The 14,989-nt window shown below is 65.6% G+C and carries 18 protein-coding genes; 13 read left to right on the top strand and 5 right to left on the bottom strand.

From position 1 onward, the window contains the following. Window positions 1–13 precede the first annotated feature (13 nt). Genes SB786_RS02735 through rfbB form a run of 9 tightly spaced genes read left to right on the top strand, consistent with a single transcriptional unit; the run spans window position 14 to window position 8,038 of the window. Window positions 14–907, top strand: a complete 894-nt coding sequence (locus SB786_RS02735; RefSeq protein WP_410726066.1) for a branched-chain amino acid ABC transporter permease — start codon at window positions 14–16, stop codon at window positions 905–907. Continuing rightward, window positions 900–1,787, top strand: coding sequence for a branched-chain amino acid ABC transporter permease (locus SB786_RS02740; RefSeq protein ID WP_410726067.1), 888 nt, complete (start codon window positions 900–902; stop codon window positions 1,785–1,787). Before SB786_RS02735 ends, SB786_RS02740 begins: the two co-directional genes overlap by 8 nt. Further along, window positions 1,784–2,566 carry an ABC transporter ATP-binding protein gene (locus SB786_RS02745; RefSeq protein WP_410726068.1) on the top strand — a complete coding sequence of 261 codons (783 nt, stop codon included), beginning with the start codon at window positions 1,784–1,786 and terminating at the stop codon, window positions 2,564–2,566. The genes SB786_RS02740 and SB786_RS02745 overlap by 4 nt, the downstream gene beginning before the upstream one ends. Further along, window positions 2,563–3,282 (top strand): ABC transporter ATP-binding protein, encoded by a 720-nt coding sequence (locus tag SB786_RS02750; RefSeq protein ID WP_410726069.1) that lies wholly within the window; start codon window positions 2,563–2,565, stop codon window positions 3,280–3,282. Before SB786_RS02745 ends, SB786_RS02750 begins: the two co-directional genes overlap by 4 nt. Beyond that, on the top strand, window positions 3,279–4,649 hold the full coding sequence (locus tag SB786_RS02755) for an MFS transporter (protein ID WP_410726070.1): 1,371 nt from the start codon (window positions 3,279–3,281) through the stop codon (window positions 4,647–4,649). The genes SB786_RS02750 and SB786_RS02755 overlap by 4 nt, the downstream gene beginning before the upstream one ends. A gap of 41 nt (window positions 4,650–4,690) precedes the next feature. Continuing rightward, window positions 4,691–5,587 (top strand): glucose-1-phosphate thymidylyltransferase RfbA, encoded by an 897-nt coding sequence (gene rfbA, locus SB786_RS02760; RefSeq protein WP_410726071.1) that lies wholly within the window; start codon window positions 4,691–4,693, stop codon window positions 5,585–5,587. Beyond that, complete coding sequence (rfbC, locus tag SB786_RS02765; RefSeq protein ID WP_410726072.1) at window positions 5,584–6,156, top strand: dTDP-4-dehydrorhamnose 3,5-epimerase; 573 nt, start codon at window positions 5,584–5,586, stop codon at window positions 6,154–6,156. The genes rfbA and rfbC overlap by 4 nt, the downstream gene beginning before the upstream one ends. After that, a complete protein-coding gene (gene rfbD / locus SB786_RS02770; RefSeq protein WP_410726073.1) occupies window positions 6,153–7,037 on the top strand; it encodes a dTDP-4-dehydrorhamnose reductase in 885 nt (294 codons plus the stop codon). Before rfbC ends, rfbD begins: the two co-directional genes overlap by 4 nt. Next, on the top strand, window positions 7,034–8,038 hold the full coding sequence (gene rfbB / locus SB786_RS02775) for a dTDP-glucose 4,6-dehydratase (protein ID WP_410726074.1): 1,005 nt from the start codon (window positions 7,034–7,036) through the stop codon (window positions 8,036–8,038). The genes rfbD and rfbB overlap by 4 nt, the downstream gene beginning before the upstream one ends. Before the next feature lie 11 nt (window positions 8,039–8,049). On the opposite strand, the gene SB786_RS02780 is transcribed toward rfbB, so the two are convergent. Next, window positions 8,050–8,397, bottom strand: coding sequence for a hypothetical protein (locus SB786_RS02780; protein ID WP_410726075.1), 348 nt, complete (start codon window positions 8,395–8,397; stop codon window positions 8,050–8,052). Between SB786_RS02780 and SB786_RS02785 the strand changes: the two genes are divergently transcribed. The 3 genes from SB786_RS02785 (at window position 8,396) to SB786_RS02795 (ending at window position 9,908) form a co-directional block, all read left to right on the top strand. Then, window positions 8,396–9,049, top strand: coding sequence for a YitT family protein (locus SB786_RS02785; RefSeq protein WP_410726076.1), 654 nt, complete (start codon window positions 8,396–8,398; stop codon window positions 9,047–9,049). The genes SB786_RS02780 and SB786_RS02785 overlap by 2 nt on opposite strands. A 51-nt stretch (window positions 9,050–9,100) precedes the next feature. Further along, window positions 9,101–9,301 carry a hypothetical protein gene (locus SB786_RS02790; protein WP_410726077.1) on the top strand — a complete coding sequence of 67 codons (201 nt, stop codon included), beginning with the start codon at window positions 9,101–9,103 and terminating at the stop codon, window positions 9,299–9,301. Window positions 9,302–9,635: 334 nt separating this feature from the next. Further along, on the top strand, window positions 9,636–9,908 hold the full coding sequence (locus tag SB786_RS02795) for a hypothetical protein (protein WP_410726078.1): 273 nt from the start codon (window positions 9,636–9,638) through the stop codon (window positions 9,906–9,908). A gap of 141 nt (window positions 9,909–10,049) precedes the next feature. On the opposite strand, the gene SB786_RS02800 is transcribed toward SB786_RS02795, so the two are convergent. From SB786_RS02800 to SB786_RS02815, 4 genes are all read right to left on the bottom strand, one after another. Beyond that, a complete protein-coding gene (locus SB786_RS02800) occupies window positions 10,050–10,799 on the bottom strand; it encodes an amino acid ABC transporter ATP-binding protein (RefSeq protein ID WP_410726079.1) in 750 nt (249 codons plus the stop codon). After that, window positions 10,786–11,436, bottom strand: a complete 651-nt coding sequence (locus SB786_RS02805; RefSeq protein ID WP_410726080.1) for an amino acid ABC transporter permease — start codon at window positions 11,434–11,436, stop codon at window positions 10,786–10,788. The genes SB786_RS02800 and SB786_RS02805 overlap by 14 nt, the downstream gene beginning before the upstream one ends. Continuing rightward, window positions 11,433–12,119 carry an amino acid ABC transporter permease gene (locus SB786_RS02810; RefSeq protein WP_410726081.1) on the bottom strand — a complete coding sequence of 229 codons (687 nt, stop codon included), beginning with the start codon at window positions 12,117–12,119 and terminating at the stop codon, window positions 11,433–11,435. The genes SB786_RS02805 and SB786_RS02810 overlap by 4 nt, the downstream gene beginning before the upstream one ends. 65 nt (window positions 12,120–12,184) lie before the next feature. Further along, window positions 12,185–12,991 (bottom strand): transporter substrate-binding domain-containing protein, encoded by an 807-nt coding sequence (locus SB786_RS02815; protein ID WP_006756754.1) that lies wholly within the window; start codon window positions 12,989–12,991, stop codon window positions 12,185–12,187. 1,061 nt (window positions 12,992–14,052) lie between these two features. On the opposite strand from SB786_RS02815, the gene SB786_RS02820 reads away from it, so the two are divergent. Next, the gene (locus tag SB786_RS02820; protein WP_410726082.1) at window positions 14,053–14,976 is read left to right on the top strand and encodes a LysR family transcriptional regulator; all 924 of its coding nucleotides are present in this window, start codon (window positions 14,053–14,055) and stop codon (window positions 14,974–14,976) included. Window positions 14,977–14,989: the final 13 nt, after the last annotated feature.

Below are 14,989 nucleotides of genomic sequence, written 5' to 3' on the forward strand. Positions count from 1 at the left end.
CGGGAGCCACACGATGCTGCAATTCCTGATCGATGTCCTGATGCGCACGTCCGACCTGCTGCTCGTGTCGGTCGGCCTGTCGACGCTGTATTCGCTGATTCGCTTCCCGAACATCGCGCACGTCCAGTACGCGATGATCGGTGCGTTCGCGACCCTCGGGTTCGAGCGCGCGGGCCTGCCGTTCGCGCTCGCAACCGCCGTGTCGTGCGTGCTGGTCGGCCTTGCCGCGACGCTGCTGAACCTGTTCGTGTTCACGCGGCTGCTGCGCTCGGGCAGCGCGGTCGCGATGATCGGTTCGCTCGCCGTGTCGCTGCTCGCCGTCGCGCTGATGCTCGGCGCCGCCGGCTCGCGGCCGCTGCAGTATGCGCAGGCGGTGCGGCCGCCGATGATGGTCGGCGGCGTCGCGATATCGTCCGCGCAAGCCGGTTCGATCGCGTGCGGCGCCGTCGCGCTCGCCGTGTTCGCGCTGCTGCTGTACCGCACCCGCCTCGGCCGCGCGATGCGCGCGCTCGCGTCGAATCGCGCGCTCGCACTCGCGACGGGCATCGACGCGCAGCGCGTGACCAATGTGATCACGTTCGCAAGCGGCGTGCTCGCGGCGCTCGGCGGCACGATGCTCGGCGCGACCGAAAGCGTGCACGTCAACCTCGGCTACGGGCTGCTGATCCCGGTGTTTTCCGCCGCGATCCTCGGCGGCCTCGGCAATCCGCTCGGCGCGGCGGCCGGCGCACTCCTGATCGCGTTCGCCGAAACGACGGCGCTCGAAGTCGACTTCGGCGGGCTGGTCGGCCGGCCGCTCGCGTTCTTTCCGGTCGAATACGTCGGCGCGGTGTCGTTCGGGATCCTGCTCGTCGCACTCGTGTTCCGGCCATACGGAATCTTCGACCGGGAGGTGCGTCGTGTCTAGTTTCATCGTCCATCTGCTGACTGTCGCGTGCCTGTACGCGACGATGGCGCTCGGCCTGAACCTGCAGGCCGGCTACGCGGGACTCGTCAATTTCGGCTTCGTCGCGTTCGCCGGGCTCGGCGCCTATGCCGCCGGCATCGCGTCGCAACTCGGCTGGCCGCTGCCGGCCGCACTCGCGCTCGCGGCCGGCGCGGCGAGCGTGCTGGCCGTCGCGATCGCGCGACTCGGCCGCCATCTGTCGGCCGACTACTGGGGCATCGCAACGCTCGCGATCGCCGAAATCCTGCGCACGTTCGCGTTGAACGAAGGCTGGCTGACGGGCGGCGCGCAAGGCATCGGCGGCATCGCGCCGCTCTTTCCCGGGCTGCGTGCGCCGTGGGCCGACCTCGCGTTCCTCGCGGTGGCGGCCGGCGGCCTCGCCGTCGCATACGCCGCATGCCGGCTGCTGACCACCGGCCGCTTCGGCCGCGCGCTGAAGGTGATGCGCGAGGAGCCTGCGCTCGCCGTCTGCTTCGGCTACGACCCGGTCGCGCTGAAGACGTCGGCGAGCGTCGCGGGGGCGCTGCCCGCGGCGTTCGCAGGGGCGCTCCTCACCTGGTACATCAGCTACGTCGGCCCGGACACGATGGTGGCATCCGAGACCTTCGCGCTGTGGACCATCGTCATGGTCGGCGGGCTCGGCAGCCACGCGGGCGTACTGGCCGGCGCGCTCATCGTGCAGGCGGTCTACGCGATCGCACCGTTTCTGAAGGACTGGCTCGGCGTCGGCAGCGACCTCGCGGGCGCGGTGCGCCTCGGCCTCGTCGGCCTGATGCTGCTCGCGTGCGTACTGTGGCGCCCACGAGGCCTCGTGCCGGAACGACTGGAGGTTCACCCATGAGCGCCCTGCTCGACCTTGAAGGTGTGACGATCCGCTACGGCGACAACACGGTGCTGTCCGGCCTCACATTGTCCGTCGGCGACGGCGAGATCGTCGGGCTGCTCGGCCCGAACGGCTCGGGCAAGAGCACGGCGCTCAACGCGATCACGGGCTTCGCTCCGGTCGCCGCCGGCGCGATCCGCTTCGCCGGGCGCCGCATCGACATGCTCGCGCCGCACCGGATCGCTCGGCTCGGCATCCGCCGGACGTTCCAGTTGCCGTCGATGCCCGCTCGCATGTCGGTGCTGGAGCTGGCGATGGCCGCGTCGTCAGCCCGTCACGGCCCCGTCGCGGCATTGCTGCGCAGTCGTGCAACGCGCACGCTGGAGGCCGCAACCCGCGCACGCGCCGCCGCGCTGCTCGAGGAGCTGAAGCTTGCGCACGTCGCACAGCTCAGCGCCGCGGCAATCTCGGGCGGCCAGAAGAAACTGCTCGGCATCGCGTGCGCGATGATGACCGAGCCGAAGCTGCTGCTGCTCGACGAACCGACCGCGGGCGTTCACCCCAACCTGCGCGGCGAGCTGGTCGCCGAACTGCGCCGCATCTGCGGACAGGGCGTCACGCTCGTCGTGATCGAGCACGACATGCACTTCATCCGCGAGCTGTGCGACCGCTGCATCGTGCTCGATCGCGGCACCGCGATCGCCGACTGCCGTCCCGCCGAACTCGGGAGCAACCGGCGCGTGCTCGATGCGTACCTGGGCCGCACGCATGCGCGCCGTCCGCTGGGGGTGTCATGATCGAGGTCCGCGATCTGATCGCCGGCTACACGGCCGACATCGACATCCTGCACGGGGTATCGCTATCCGTCGGGCCGGTCGACATCGTCACGATCCTCGGCCCGAACGGCTGCGGAAAGTCGACGCTGCTGAAGTCCATCGCCGGCTTCGTGCTGCCGCGTGCCGGCACGGTCACGATGCACGGCCGCGACATCTCGCGCGTGCCGGTACACCGCAAGATCCGCGAGCACGACATCGGCTTCGTTCCGCAGACCGATAACGTGTTCGGCGCGCTGACGGTTCGCGAGAACCTGATGCTCGGCGGCCACGCGATGTCCGCGTTCCCGCGGGAAGCGCGGATCGAGGAACTGTGCGAGCAATACCCGGTGCTGCGGCGCCGCTACCGGTCGCCCGCGGGCGCACTGTCGGGCGGCGAGCGGCAGATCGTGTCGCTCGCGCGCGCGCTGGTGCCCCGCCCCGTGCTGCTGTTGCTCGATGAGCCGTCGGCCGGCCTGTCGCCGAAGATGGTCGACGAGGTGTTCGATGCGATCGTGCGGATGCGCGACACCGAGCACATCGCGGTGCTGATGGTCGAACAGAACGCGATCGAGGCGTTGCGCATCGCCGATCGCGGCGTGGTGCTGACGATGGGCCGCGTTGCGCTGACGGGCACGTCGGCCGAACTGCTCGACAGCGACGAGATGCGGCGCCTGTATCTCGGCGGGCGCGCCGCATGAGCACGAACACCGCCGCCGTTGCCGGCGCGAGCGCCACGCAGCCCGCGCGCGTGATGATCGCACTGGCGTGCGGCTTCGTGATGGCGATGCTCGACGTGACCATCGTGAACGTCGCGCTGAAGTCGATGCAGGCGAGTCTCGACATGTCGCTGACGGCACTCGTCTGGGTGGTCGACGCCTATACGCTCAGCTTCGCCGCGCTGCTGCTGTTCGGCGGCGCGCTCGCGAACCGTTACGGGCCGCGTACGATCTATGTCGTCGGGCTCGCGCTGTTCGTCGCCGCGTCGGTGCTGTGCGCGGCCGCGCAGACGAGCGGCATGCTGGTCGCCGCGCGGCTGCTGCAGGGCGTCGGTGCCGCGCTCTTCATGCCGAGCTCGCTCAGCCTGCTCACGCTGGCGTTTCCGGCCGGGCCGCTGCGCACGCGAATGATCGGCATCTGGGGCGCACTGGTGTCGGCGGCGATGGCGATCGGGCCGTGCGTCGGCGGCGTGCTCGTCGACGCGATCGGCTGGCGCGGAATCTTCTGGGTCAACCTGCCCGTCGGTGTCGCCGGCCTGTGGCTCACGCGCCGCCACGTCGGGCGCTCGCCGCGCCATCCCGGCCCGCTGAACACGTTCGGCCATCTGCTCGGCGTGCTCGCGCTCGCGGCGCTCAGCTATACGCTGATCGAGGGGCCGGGCGCCGGCTGGCGCTCGCCCGCCATCGTCGCCGGCGCGGCCGCGACGCTCGCCGCCGGCGCCGCATTCGTGTGGCGCGAACATCGCGCCCGCCACCGGATCCTGTCGCCCGCGCTGCTGCGCAACCCGCGCTTCGTCGCCGGCAGCCTGCTTGGGCTCGCGATCAATTTCGGCATCCTCGCGGAAATCTTCCTGCTGAGCCTTTACCTGCAGCAAACGCGCGGCGCGAGCGCGCTGCGCGCCGGCTTCGAACTGTTTCCGCTGATGGCGATGTTCGGCATCGGCAATCTCGCGTCCGCCCGCGCGAGCGCACGGCTCGGCCCGCGCGGCACGCTGCTCGCGGGCCTCGCGCTCGCCACGCTCGGCAGCGCCGCGCTGATCGGCATCGAGGCGCTGCCCTACACGGCGCTCGCGATCGCGGTCGGCATCGCGAACTTCGGCGCGGGCCAGGCGATCCCCGCGATGAATCTCGTCGTCATGCAGTCGGCCGGCCCCGCGGACGCGAATCTCGCCGCCGCATCGCTGAACGCGAGCCGGCAGATCGGCTCGCTGGTCGGCGTCGCGATCGCGTCGGTCGTGCTGCACGCGATCGCCGATCCGGACCGCGCGACTGCCGCCGGTTTCGCGGTGATCGCGGCCCTCTACCTGGCCGGCTTCGCGATCGTGTTCCGGCGCATCGACCCGGGCTGACGCGCGCGCGGGCCGCCCTTCTTCATCACAGCGAGGACATCATGCACACAGCGACTGGCCGTAAGGGACTGATTCTGGCGGGCGGATCCGGCACCCGGCTCCATCCGCTCACGCATTCGGTATCGAAGCAGCTGATGCCGGTGTACGACAAGCCGATGATCTACTACCCGCTCAGCACGATCATGCTGGCCGGCATCCGCGACGTCCTGATCATCTCGACGCCGCGCGATCTCGATGCGTTCCAGCAACTGCTCGGCGACGGCGAGCAGTGGGGCATGAATTTCTCGTACGCGGTGCAGCCTAGCCCGGACGGGCTCGCGCAGGCGTTCGTGATCGGCGCGTCGTTCATCGGGCACGACGCGGCGACGCTCGTGCTCGGCGACAACATCTATCACGGTCCGGCGCTGTCGGCGCTGCTGCAGCGCGTCGCCGCGCGCACGACGGGCGCAACGGTGTTCGGCTATTACGTGCGCGACCCGGAGCGCTACGGCGTCGTATCGTTCGACGAGCACGGGCGGGCGATCGATCTCGAAGAGAAGCCTCGCGAACCGAAATCGCACTACGCGGTGACCGGTCTCTACTTTTACGACAACGACGTCGTCTCGCTCGCGAAGGAAGTGCGCCCGTCCGCGCGCGGCGAGCTGGAGATCACGGACCTGAACCGCGCCTATCTGGAGAACGGCAAGCTGAACGTCGAGATCCTCGGCCGCGGCTACGCGTGGCTCGACACCGGCACGCACGAGTCGCTGCTCGATGCGGCGAATTTCATCCAGGTGATGCAGGCACGCCAGGGGCTGCAGATCGCGTGCCCCGAGGAGATCGCGTACCGGCTCGGCTGGATCGACTCGCAACGGCTCGAAGCGCTCGCGCATGCGCTGTCGAAAAGCGGGTATGGCCGTTACCTGCTCGACGTGCTGAACAAGGAGGTCGCCGCATGACGTCCGTCATCGAGACGACGCTGCCGGGTGTGCTGCTGATCGAACCGGCGAGCTTCGGCGACGCGCGCGGCTTCTTCGTCGAAAGCTATCGCGAGTCCTGGCTGCGCGACGCGGGCGTCGACGCGCGCTTCGTGCAGGACAACCACTCGCGCTCCCGGCGCGGCGTGCTGCGCGGCCTGCACTACCAGTTCCGGCATCCGCAGGGCAAGCTCGTGCGCGTGTCGCGCGGCGCCGTGTACGACGTCGCGGTCGACCTCCGGCCCGGTTCGCCGCATCTCGGGCGCTGGTTCGGCACCGTGCTCGACGACGTGTTGCATCGCCAGCTGTGGATTCCGCCGGGCTTCGCGCACGGCTTCTGCGTGCTGTCCGACGAGGCCGACTTCGCGTACAAGTGCACCGCGTACTACGATCCGTCGTCGGACGCGGGCGTGCTGTGGGACGACCCCGACATCGGCATCGAATGGCCGGCGCTCGACGTGCCGTTCGAGCTGTCCGACAAGGATCGCCGACAGCCGCGCCTGCGCGACCGTGCGCAGGCGTCGCGCGACCTTCACGGAGCCCTGCGATGACGATCGTCGTGACCGGCGCGCTCGGCCAGGTCGGTCGTGAACTCCTGCTGCGCGCGGGTGCGCGTCCGGCGATCGGGCTTTCCCGCGCGCAGCTCGACATCGCCGATCCGCGGGCCGTCCGCGATGCGCTCGCCACGCACCGCGCGACGCTCGTGATCAATGCGGCCGCGTGGACGGCCGTCGATCGCGCGGAAACCGAACCCGACGCCGCATGGCGCGCCAATTGCGCCGGCCCGGCGACGCTCGCCGACGCATGCGCCGCGGCCGGCATCCCGTTGCTGCATCTGTCGACCGACTACGTGTTCGACGGCCGCGCGCCAGGCGCGTACGCCGAAGCGGCGGGCGTCGCGCCGCTCGGTGTCTACGGGCACACCAAATGGGCAGGCGAGGAAGCAGTCCGCCAGCGGCTGCCGGATGCGCACCTGATCCTGCGGATCGCGTGGGTGTTCGGCGCGCACGGCGGCAATTTCGTGCGCACGATGCTGCGGGTCGGTCGCGAGCGCGACGAACTCGCGGTCGTCGCCGACCAGTACGGCGGCCCGACGCACGCCGGCGCGGTCGCCGACGCGCTGCTTGCGATCGCGGATCGCCACCGCACGGGTGCCGAGACGCGCTGGGGCACCTACCACCTGTGCGGCACGCCCGTCACGACCTGGCACGGCTTCGCCGAGACGATCTTCGGGCAGGCCCGGCGCGCCGGCCTCATCGATCGCATCCCGCTCGTGCGCCCGATCCGCACGGCCGCTTATCCGCTGCCGGCGCCGCGGCCGGCGAATTCCGCACTCGACTGCACCCGCATTCGCGAGCATTTCGGCATCGAGGCGCCCTGCTGGATCCCGGCGCTCGCCGACGTGCTCGATACCTGGAAAAGAACCTCATGAGCCATCGACCGAAACATGTCCTCGTCACGGGCGGCGCCGGGTTTATCGGCGCCAACTTTGTCCACTACCTGCTCGCGACGGATCCGCAGGTCCGGATCATCAATCTCGACCTGCTCACCTACGCCGGCAGCCTCGACCATCTCGCGGGCGCGGATGACACCGGCCGCCACCGGTTCGTGCTCGGCGACATCTGCGACCGGCCGCTCGTCGAGAGCCTGCTGCGCGACCACGCGATCGACACGATCGTCCACTTTGCCGCCGAGAGCCACGTCGACCGCTCGATCACCGGCCCGGGCGAATTCGTCCGCGCGAACGTGGTCGGCACCTGGACCCTCCTCGACGCGGCGCGCACGGTCTGGATGACGGGGCGGGACGCCGACGTGCACGCGCAGCGCCGCTTCCATCACATCGGCACCGACGAGGTGTACGGATCGCTCGCGCCGGACGATCCACCGTTCTCCGAAACCACCCCGTACGCGCCGAATTCGCCGTATTCCGCCAGCAAAGCCGGCTCCGACCATCTCGTGCGCGCGTACTTCCACACGTACGGGCTGCCGGTCACGACGACCAACTGCTCGAACAACTACGGCCCGCGCCAGCACGCCGAGAAGTTCATCCCGACGGTGATCCGCAGCTGCGTCAATGGCGTACCCATCCCGCTCTACGGCGACGGCGCGAACGTGCGCGACTGGCTGTACGTCGACGATCACTGCCGGGCGATCGATGCCGTGATCCGGCGCGGCACGGTCGGCGAGACGTACAACGTCGGAGGCTGCAACGAGTGGCGCAACGCCGACATCGTCGACCTGATCTGCTCGCTGCTCGACGTGCGCCGGCCGCAGGGCGCGCCACATGCGCGCCTCAAGCACTTCGTCGCCGATCGCCCCGGTCACGACCGCCGCTATGCGATCGACGCAGGCAAGCTCGAGCGCGAACTTCGATGGAAGCCGGCGGAAACCTTCGAGACGGGCATCCTGAAGACGCTCGACTGGTATCTGTAGGCGTCCTGACGTCACGCGACATTGCCAATCGCGTCCGTCATGCGGATCGGGGGCCGTCGCACGGTGTCGGGGGAATCGGCGCATCCACGCATGCCTTTGTCCAGATCAACTCCGGCGTGTCGGCGTGCGCACAGGCGCGCGCGCCGAAGAAGGCGATCTCGGCCAGCATACAGCGCGGTAAGGTTGCCGATCCGTTCGGTTGGGTCCATGACGTCGCTCGAGCTATTTGCCCAAATGATATTGCCTGGGTAAGCTGCCTGACGCGCGCCGCCAGCAGACATCGGCACGTACCAGGAACCCGCGGCGCGATCGACCTGGAAGGATTCGATCCGCCGTCCCGATGCGGCTGCAGACATCATGAAGCACGAATCAGGCGCCGTATCCGGCGCCATCCCGACACGCGACACAAGCGCAACGCCGCACTCCGTGCTCGAAGACATCTACGGGATGATGGTCGGCATGGCCTTTGTGGTTATCGGGCTCGTCCTGCTCAAGGCGGCCGGACTGGTCACCGGCGGGATCGCCGGCATTGCGCTGCTCGTCTCGTACCTCTGTCCATTATCGGTGGGGACGATCTTCACGCTGGTCAACCTGCCATTCTTCATCTTCGCGCACTTCGTGATGGGGCCACGTTTCGCAATCAAGTCGACGATCGCGAGCTGCGGGATCACGTTCGCCCTCGCGGCGATGCCCCGGACCCTGAAAATTGCCTTCGTGAACCCGCTGTTCGCGGCATTGGTGGGCGGCACGCTGTGCGGCATGGGCATTCTTGCGCTCGCGCGGCACGGCGCGGGCGTCGGCGGCACCGGTGTCGTCACATTGTGGCTGCAGCGCGTGCGAGGCATTAACGCCGGTATCACGCAAGTGTGTATCGACGCGATGATCCTGCTGACGTCCACGCTGGTCATTCAGGCCGATCGCGTCGGCTGGTCGGCGATCAGCGCCGTCGCCATGAGCGCGATGGTCGTCGCATGGCATCGCCCGGGCCGTTATACCGGTACCACGCGCTGAACGCCCGGTCGACCTACCGGCACATCTCGTCCAGCCGGTATTGGCAGCCTCATGCCGACGGAAGCAAGGGAAAGCCATTGGACATATCGAACGCAAGTCCCCGGTGCCGTTGATGCGCTCGCCGCGTTTCGCGCGACGCGGCCCGCCTTCGCGGCGCAAATCGCGAACGTGTGGATGGATGTCGATATCGTCGATCTTTTCATCGAATCAATATTTATCTCCGATTATTCAAATTCCAATAGCAATCAATAACCAAAAACAGCCTCGCCGAAAATTTACCAAAACAGAATTAATCCAAAAAATTATCGAATCAGGAAATCGATAAATTAATTCGATTGGAATCCAATGATTTCAATCAATAGCCTGTGTTCCGCGTTGCAGCATCGCGATTCCGCATCGACGATATAACGGAGGTGCCGGAATATTATTTTAGAAGTTGATTCTCATGAGTTTTTTGCCTGACCAGGCCATCGCAGACTTCTCGACACTCGAGAATCGGCGATCTGCAAAACAGGCATGTAGTTGCGGGCATGGCCATGCGACCGCAAACCGCGTTACTTAACCCATTATTACCCCAGGACAAAACATGAAAAAGATTGCGACCGTGCTTTTCTCAGCCCTGATGTTCGCGTCCTCGTATGCTTCCGCACAGGCGCTTTGCAAGGCCGGCAAGATCGACAAGATCGAAACCGACGCCACCGGCAATCTGCTGGTAACCATTGGCGATGGCATCTACTCATTCAACGCCAAGGAAGTTTACCCCCTGATTTACTCGGCATACTCCGAAAACAGAAATATGTTTATCTACGGCAATAATTGCGCGAACGGTTCACCGGCCACCCGCTTTGCCATTCGATAAATTTTAAATAATCCGGAGATTACCGACATTCGGTGTCAGGGGCTGGATTTCCATTTTTCAATCCAGCCCCGTCGTTCATTGCGGTTTCAAAAACGATGCGGCATCAAGCGCCATCACGAACATCCGCGGATCGGACCGGCGTCAGCTCACGAACTCTTCCGTCTTCTGAAGCCCTCCAAGGAACCGCTTCAACTCCACCGTCCCCGGTCGCGCGAAGATCTCCTCCGGCGTCCCGCTCTCCCAGACCCTGCCCTGATGCATGAACACGACCTTGTCGCTCACCGCGCGCGCGAAGTTCATCTCGTGCGTGACCATGATCAACGTCATGTCGTCGCGCGCGAGCTGCTCGACGACACCCAGCACCTCGCCGACAAGTTCCGGATCGAGCGCCGACGTGATTTCGTCGCACAGCAGCACGCTCGGCTTCATCGCGAGCGCGCGCGCAATCGCGACGCGCTGCTGCTGGCCGCCCGACAGCTGTTCCGGAAACGCGTCGAATTTGTCGCCGAGGCCGACACGCTCGAGCATCAGCTCCGCGATCGCGCGCGCCTGCTGGCGATGCGACTTCTTCACGACCGACTGCGCGAGCATCACGTTTTGCCCGGCGCTCAGATGCGGAAACAGGTTGTATTGCTGGAACACCATTCCGACCTTGAGCCGCAGTGCACGCAAGTCCGCGTGTCGCGCGTCGACGCGTTCTCCGTCGATCGCGATCGTGCCGGCGTCGATGCTCTCGAGCCCGTTGAGCGTGCGCAGCAGCGTGCTCTTGCCCGAGCCGCTGCGGCCGATGATCGACACGACTTGGCCGCGTTCGACGAAGAAATCGATGCCCTTGAGCACATGATGGGTGCCGAAATTCTTTTCGAGACCACGGGTTTCAACGAGCGGCATTCCATCTCCTTTGCAACGTGCGGGCGTAACGGGTAAGCGGATAACAGAGTGCGAAATAGATGAGCGCGACGAGCCCGTACACGACGAACGGACGGAACGTCGCGTTCGAGATCGCGACGCCGACCTTGGTCAGCTCGGTGAAGCCGATGATCGACACCAGCGCCGTGTCCTTCACGGCCTGCACGCCGAACCCGACCGTCGGCGCGATCGCGATGCGCGCGGCCTGCGGCAGGATCACATGACGCAACTGCTCGACGTAGCTCATCGCGAGGCTTGCCGATGCCTCCCACTGCCCTTTCGGCACCGCCTCGACGCAGCCGCGCCAGATTTCCGCGAGATACGCACTGGTGAAGAACGTGAGGCCGGCCGTGGCCGCAACCCACGGCGACACATCGAGACCGACGAGCGGCAGGCCGAAGAACACGACAAACAGCTGCATCAGCAACGGGGTTCCCTGGAACACCTCGATATACAGCTTCGCGCAACCGCGCAGCACGCGCGAGTTCGACACGCGCATCACGAGCAACCCGAGGCCGACGAGACCACCGGACAGAAACGACACGATCGACAGCACGACCGTCCAGCGTGCGGCGAGCAGCAGGTTTGCCAGAATCTGCCCGAACGTGAAATCGATCATCGCGCACCTCGCACACGGCGGGAGAACAGGCGGCGCCCCATCGAGCCAAGCACGGCGCGCAGCAGCAGCGCCATCGCCAGATACGCGAGCGCGATCACGAAATACGTTTCGAACGAGCGGAAATTGCGCGACTGGATGTAGCTCGCCGCATAGGTGAGATCGGCCACCGAAATCTGCGACACGACGGCCGAGCCGAGCATCGTGATGACGATCTGGCTCGCGAGCGCCGGAAACACCTTCGCGAGCGCCTGCGGCAACACGACGTGGCGCAGCATCTGCGCGCGCGACATCGCAAGCGCGGCGGCCGCCTCGAGATGCCCCTTCGGCACGGCCGCGACGCCCGCGCGCACGATCTCGACCGAGTACGCGCCGAGATTCAGCGTCATCGCGAGAATCGCGGCCGTGTATTCGTCGATGTGCACGCCGAGCGCGGGCAATCCGAAGAAGATAAAGAATAGCTGGACGACGAAGGGCGTATTGCGAATCGCCTCGACGTACGCGCCGACCAACGGGCGCAGCCGCACGGCCGCGCGCGCGTCGGCGCTGTACGAGGCCGCGCCGAGCACGCCGATCGAAACACCGAGCACGGTCGCGACGGCGGTCAGCGCGAACGTCGTCGCCGCGCCGCTCGCGAACATGCCGGCGTATTCGGCGAGCTCGCCGAATCGAAGCTGATAGCTCATGACAAATGGGAAGGATCGGGTTCACACGACGATCGCCGCGCCATCGCAGGCACGGCGGCGATCGCTCACAGGCCGGCAGGCAACGGCTGGCCGAGCCACTTCTTCGACATCGCGCTCAGCGTGCCGTCCTGTTTCGCATGTGCGATCGCGTCATCGATCTTCGCGAGCAGGCGTGCTTCGTTCTTGTTCACGCCGACGAAGCACGGCGAATTCTTGATCACGAACTTGACCTCGGGCCGGCGCGGCGGATTCTTCGCGAGAATCGCCGCTGCGACGATGTTGCCGGCCGCGATCAACTGCACCTGCCCGGACAGGAACGCCTGGATCGTCGCGTTGTTGTCCTCGAAGCGCTTGATCGTCGCGTTCGGTGCGAGCTGCGACAGCGCGATCTCCTCGAGTGCGCCGCGCGTAGCGCCGACCGTCTTGCCATTCAGGTCGGCGGGCGTGCTCACTTTCACGTCGGCCGGCCCGAACACGCCCTGGTAATACGGCGCGTAGGCGGTCGAGAAATCGACGACCTTCTCGCGCTCCGGCGTCTTGCCGAGTGACGAGATCACCATGTCGACCTTGTTGGTCGTCAGATACGGAATCCGGTTCGCGCTGTTCACAGGCACCAGCTTCAGCTTCACGCCGAGCGATTTCGCAAGCAGTTCGGCCATGTCGATGTCGTAGCCCTGCGGCTGCATGTCCGCACCAACCGAGCCGAACGGCGGATAGTCCTCCGGCACCGCGACGCGCAGCGCGCCGCTTTTCGCAATGGTGTCGAGCGCGTCGGCGCGCGCGGGCGCGGCGACAAACAGCGCCATCACGGGCGCGGCAATCAGCGCAGCCAGCCATGCGCGTCGGGGGAACGGTCGGGTGATCGAATTCACGGTGAGTCTTCCTTGTCTCGTCTGTCGTCGGGCAGCGCGCAACCGTTGCGCGGCCATGCCCACTACAGCAAAAACCGGGCCACCCCCGCTCAACGCTTCAGTTGTCGGCAATAGCCTCCCCGCATGCCGAAATACGTTCCTCATTTCGGTGCATGACTCGACGCCGAACGCGGCGGTTGCCCGTTCGCGGCGCGCACCCATGCACCAAATCATCCGACCAGTCTGACCAGACGAATCGATCGGCGGTTGAGGAAGGACACGTCCGCGCCGATCGGTCGATCCGGAATGCGCGAAACATCGAAATCGGAGAGTCACGAAAGTCGCGCGCGACCCACGCACTCAATGGGCGCCTGCCGGTTCAGTTGGCGCCGATCCATTCGAGACAGACGTGTCATGCTCCCGACGCGCCCGGCGCCCGGCGCCCGGCACCCGCCAACTTCCGGCACAGGCTTGTCGTCTGTACAGATAGCGTGTTGTTCCTCACGATTGACGACTACCTTGAAAGCGGCGGGCGTTTTTCGGCATGTCGACTTCCATGCCTCTCTCGTTCCAATAATCGACCCCGCGTGTCACCCGCATCACATGAATCGATATTTCGATAGAAACGGCACGCCGGCTCGCGCCGAGGCAACGATTCAAGCAGTTTGAAATCGAAGCCGGCAGGCTTTTCCATAAATCACCCCGAATTAATTACATTTTCATTACGACCGGGTCGAATAAATTATCAGCTCCAACAGCCATCGCTCTTGATCGTTGTTTCGTAAATATGCGAAATAAATCAATAATTGGCACAATTGTTTGAAAATTTTGCATGCCGCTTTTTTAAAGCGGCGTCCTGCCTCACAACGACGCGCTCACCGCCCCCTCCGGCGCATTGAATTTCTTATGCGTAAAAAGTTTCAGCTTAAATTGACAAGGTTGGGTATAGTTACGGCTCCGCCCCACGTAACGAGTTGTAACATCCCAAAATGGGATCTATCGCTCGCCGCCGGCCGGACAACAACAGGCGAACTCGTTTTCGCTTTTCAGAATAACTAAATTCTTCCGATTATCGAGGGTCTATGGATTTGCTGGCGGCCATGCGAATTTTCGTGCGGGTTGTCGAGCGTGGCAATTTATCGAGGGCCGCGAAGGATCTCGGCCTGGGCCAACCTACCGTTAGCGACCGAGTCGATCGGCTCGAACGGTTTCTCGGCGTCAAATTGCTGCTCCGGAACACGCGTGCGGTGTCGTGCACCGATGAAGGCATTCTGTTCTATCAGCGAAGCAAGGTGGTGCTCGACGCGGCCGACGAGGCGCGGGCCGTCGTCACGCTCGGCAACAAGATCGTGCGTGGGCGCATTCGCATTGCCGCGCCACATGGGTTGGGCGAAGTCGTGCTGCCGGAAATCCTCACGGTAATCCGCGATCAAAATCCGCAGCTCTATATCGATCTCGTCCTGAATGACGAAATCACCGACCCCGTCACCGAGGGCGTCGATATTTCATTGCGGCTCGGCCAGATCGGCGACGGCAATTTCGTCGCGCGTCGCTTGGGTTACGTACGACGCGTACTGGTCGCGTCGCCGCTTTATATCGAAAAGCATGGGCTGCCGGAGGAACCGACCGACATCGTCGGGCATCCATTCATTCGCGTCACTGGGCTCTTCAACGACGGTCAGCTTCGCCTGATGAGTCCGTCGAAATCGGTGCGGCCGACGCCGATCAACGTCGTCATCAGCACCAGCCACTGGCGGCCGGTCTACGAGCTACTGCTGAACGGCGCGGGTATCGGCGTCCTTCAGGAACACGTCTGCATCGACGCCCTGGAATCCGGCCGGCTGGTCAGGCTGCTGCCGAATTACACGGTACCGGGATTCGACCTGCATGCGCTGCTGCCGGTCACGCGGCCCGTCCCTTCGAAGACGCAGGCCGTCGTGAAGATCATCGAGGAGTATCTGCCGAAGATGATGGCGCGGGCTGCGGACGATGCGCTCGACATCTAGCGCGATCGACAAA

Source organism: Burkholderia sp. SIMBA_062 (genome assembly GCF_046534765.1).
GTDB classification, from domain to species: domain Bacteria; phylum Pseudomonadota; class Gammaproteobacteria; order Burkholderiales; family Burkholderiaceae; genus Burkholderia; species Burkholderia ambifaria.

Excerpts from the sequence above, each read along its gene's own strand:
- SB786_RS02735 (WP_410726066.1), top strand. The coding sequence starts at position 14 with ATGCTGCAATTCCTGATCGATGTCCTGATGCGCACGTCCGACCTGCTG.
- SB786_RS02745 (WP_410726068.1), top strand. The coding sequence starts at position 1,784 with ATGAGCGCCCTGCTCGACCTTGAAGGTGTGACGATCCGCTACGGCGAC.
- SB786_RS02750 (WP_410726069.1), top strand. The coding sequence starts at position 2,563 with ATGATCGAGGTCCGCGATCTGATCGCCGGCTACACGGCCGACATCGAC.
- SB786_RS02755 (WP_410726070.1), top strand. The coding sequence starts at position 3,279 with ATGAGCACGAACACCGCCGCCGTTGCCGGCGCGAGCGCCACGCAGCCC.
- rfbA (WP_410726071.1), top strand. The coding sequence starts at position 4,691 with ATGCACACAGCGACTGGCCGTAAGGGACTGATTCTGGCGGGCGGATCC.
- rfbC (WP_410726072.1), top strand. The coding sequence starts at position 5,584 with ATGACGTCCGTCATCGAGACGACGCTGCCGGGTGTGCTGCTGATCGAA.
- rfbD (WP_410726073.1), top strand. The coding sequence starts at position 6,153 with ATGACGATCGTCGTGACCGGCGCGCTCGGCCAGGTCGGTCGTGAACTC.
- rfbB (WP_410726074.1), top strand. The coding sequence starts at position 7,034 with ATGAGCCATCGACCGAAACATGTCCTCGTCACGGGCGGCGCCGGGTTT.
- SB786_RS02785 (WP_410726076.1), top strand. The coding sequence starts at position 8,396 with ATGAAGCACGAATCAGGCGCCGTATCCGGCGCCATCCCGACACGCGAC.
- SB786_RS02780 (WP_410726075.1), bottom strand. The coding sequence starts at position 8,397 with ATGATGTCTGCAGCCGCATCGGGACGGCGGATCGAATCCTTCCAGGTC.
- SB786_RS02790 (WP_410726077.1), top strand. The coding sequence starts at position 9,101 with ATGCCGACGGAAGCAAGGGAAAGCCATTGGACATATCGAACGCAAGTC.
- SB786_RS02795 (WP_410726078.1), top strand. The coding sequence starts at position 9,636 with ATGAAAAAGATTGCGACCGTGCTTTTCTCAGCCCTGATGTTCGCGTCC.
- SB786_RS02800 (WP_410726079.1), bottom strand. The coding sequence starts at position 10,799 with ATGCCGCTCGTTGAAACCCGTGGTCTCGAAAAGAATTTCGGCACCCAT.
- SB786_RS02805 (WP_410726080.1), bottom strand. The coding sequence starts at position 11,436 with ATGATCGATTTCACGTTCGGGCAGATTCTGGCAAACCTGCTGCTCGCC.
- SB786_RS02810 (WP_410726081.1), bottom strand. The coding sequence starts at position 12,119 with ATGAGCTATCAGCTTCGATTCGGCGAGCTCGCCGAATACGCCGGCATG.
- SB786_RS02820 (WP_410726082.1), top strand. The coding sequence starts at position 14,053 with ATGGATTTGCTGGCGGCCATGCGAATTTTCGTGCGGGTTGTCGAGCGT.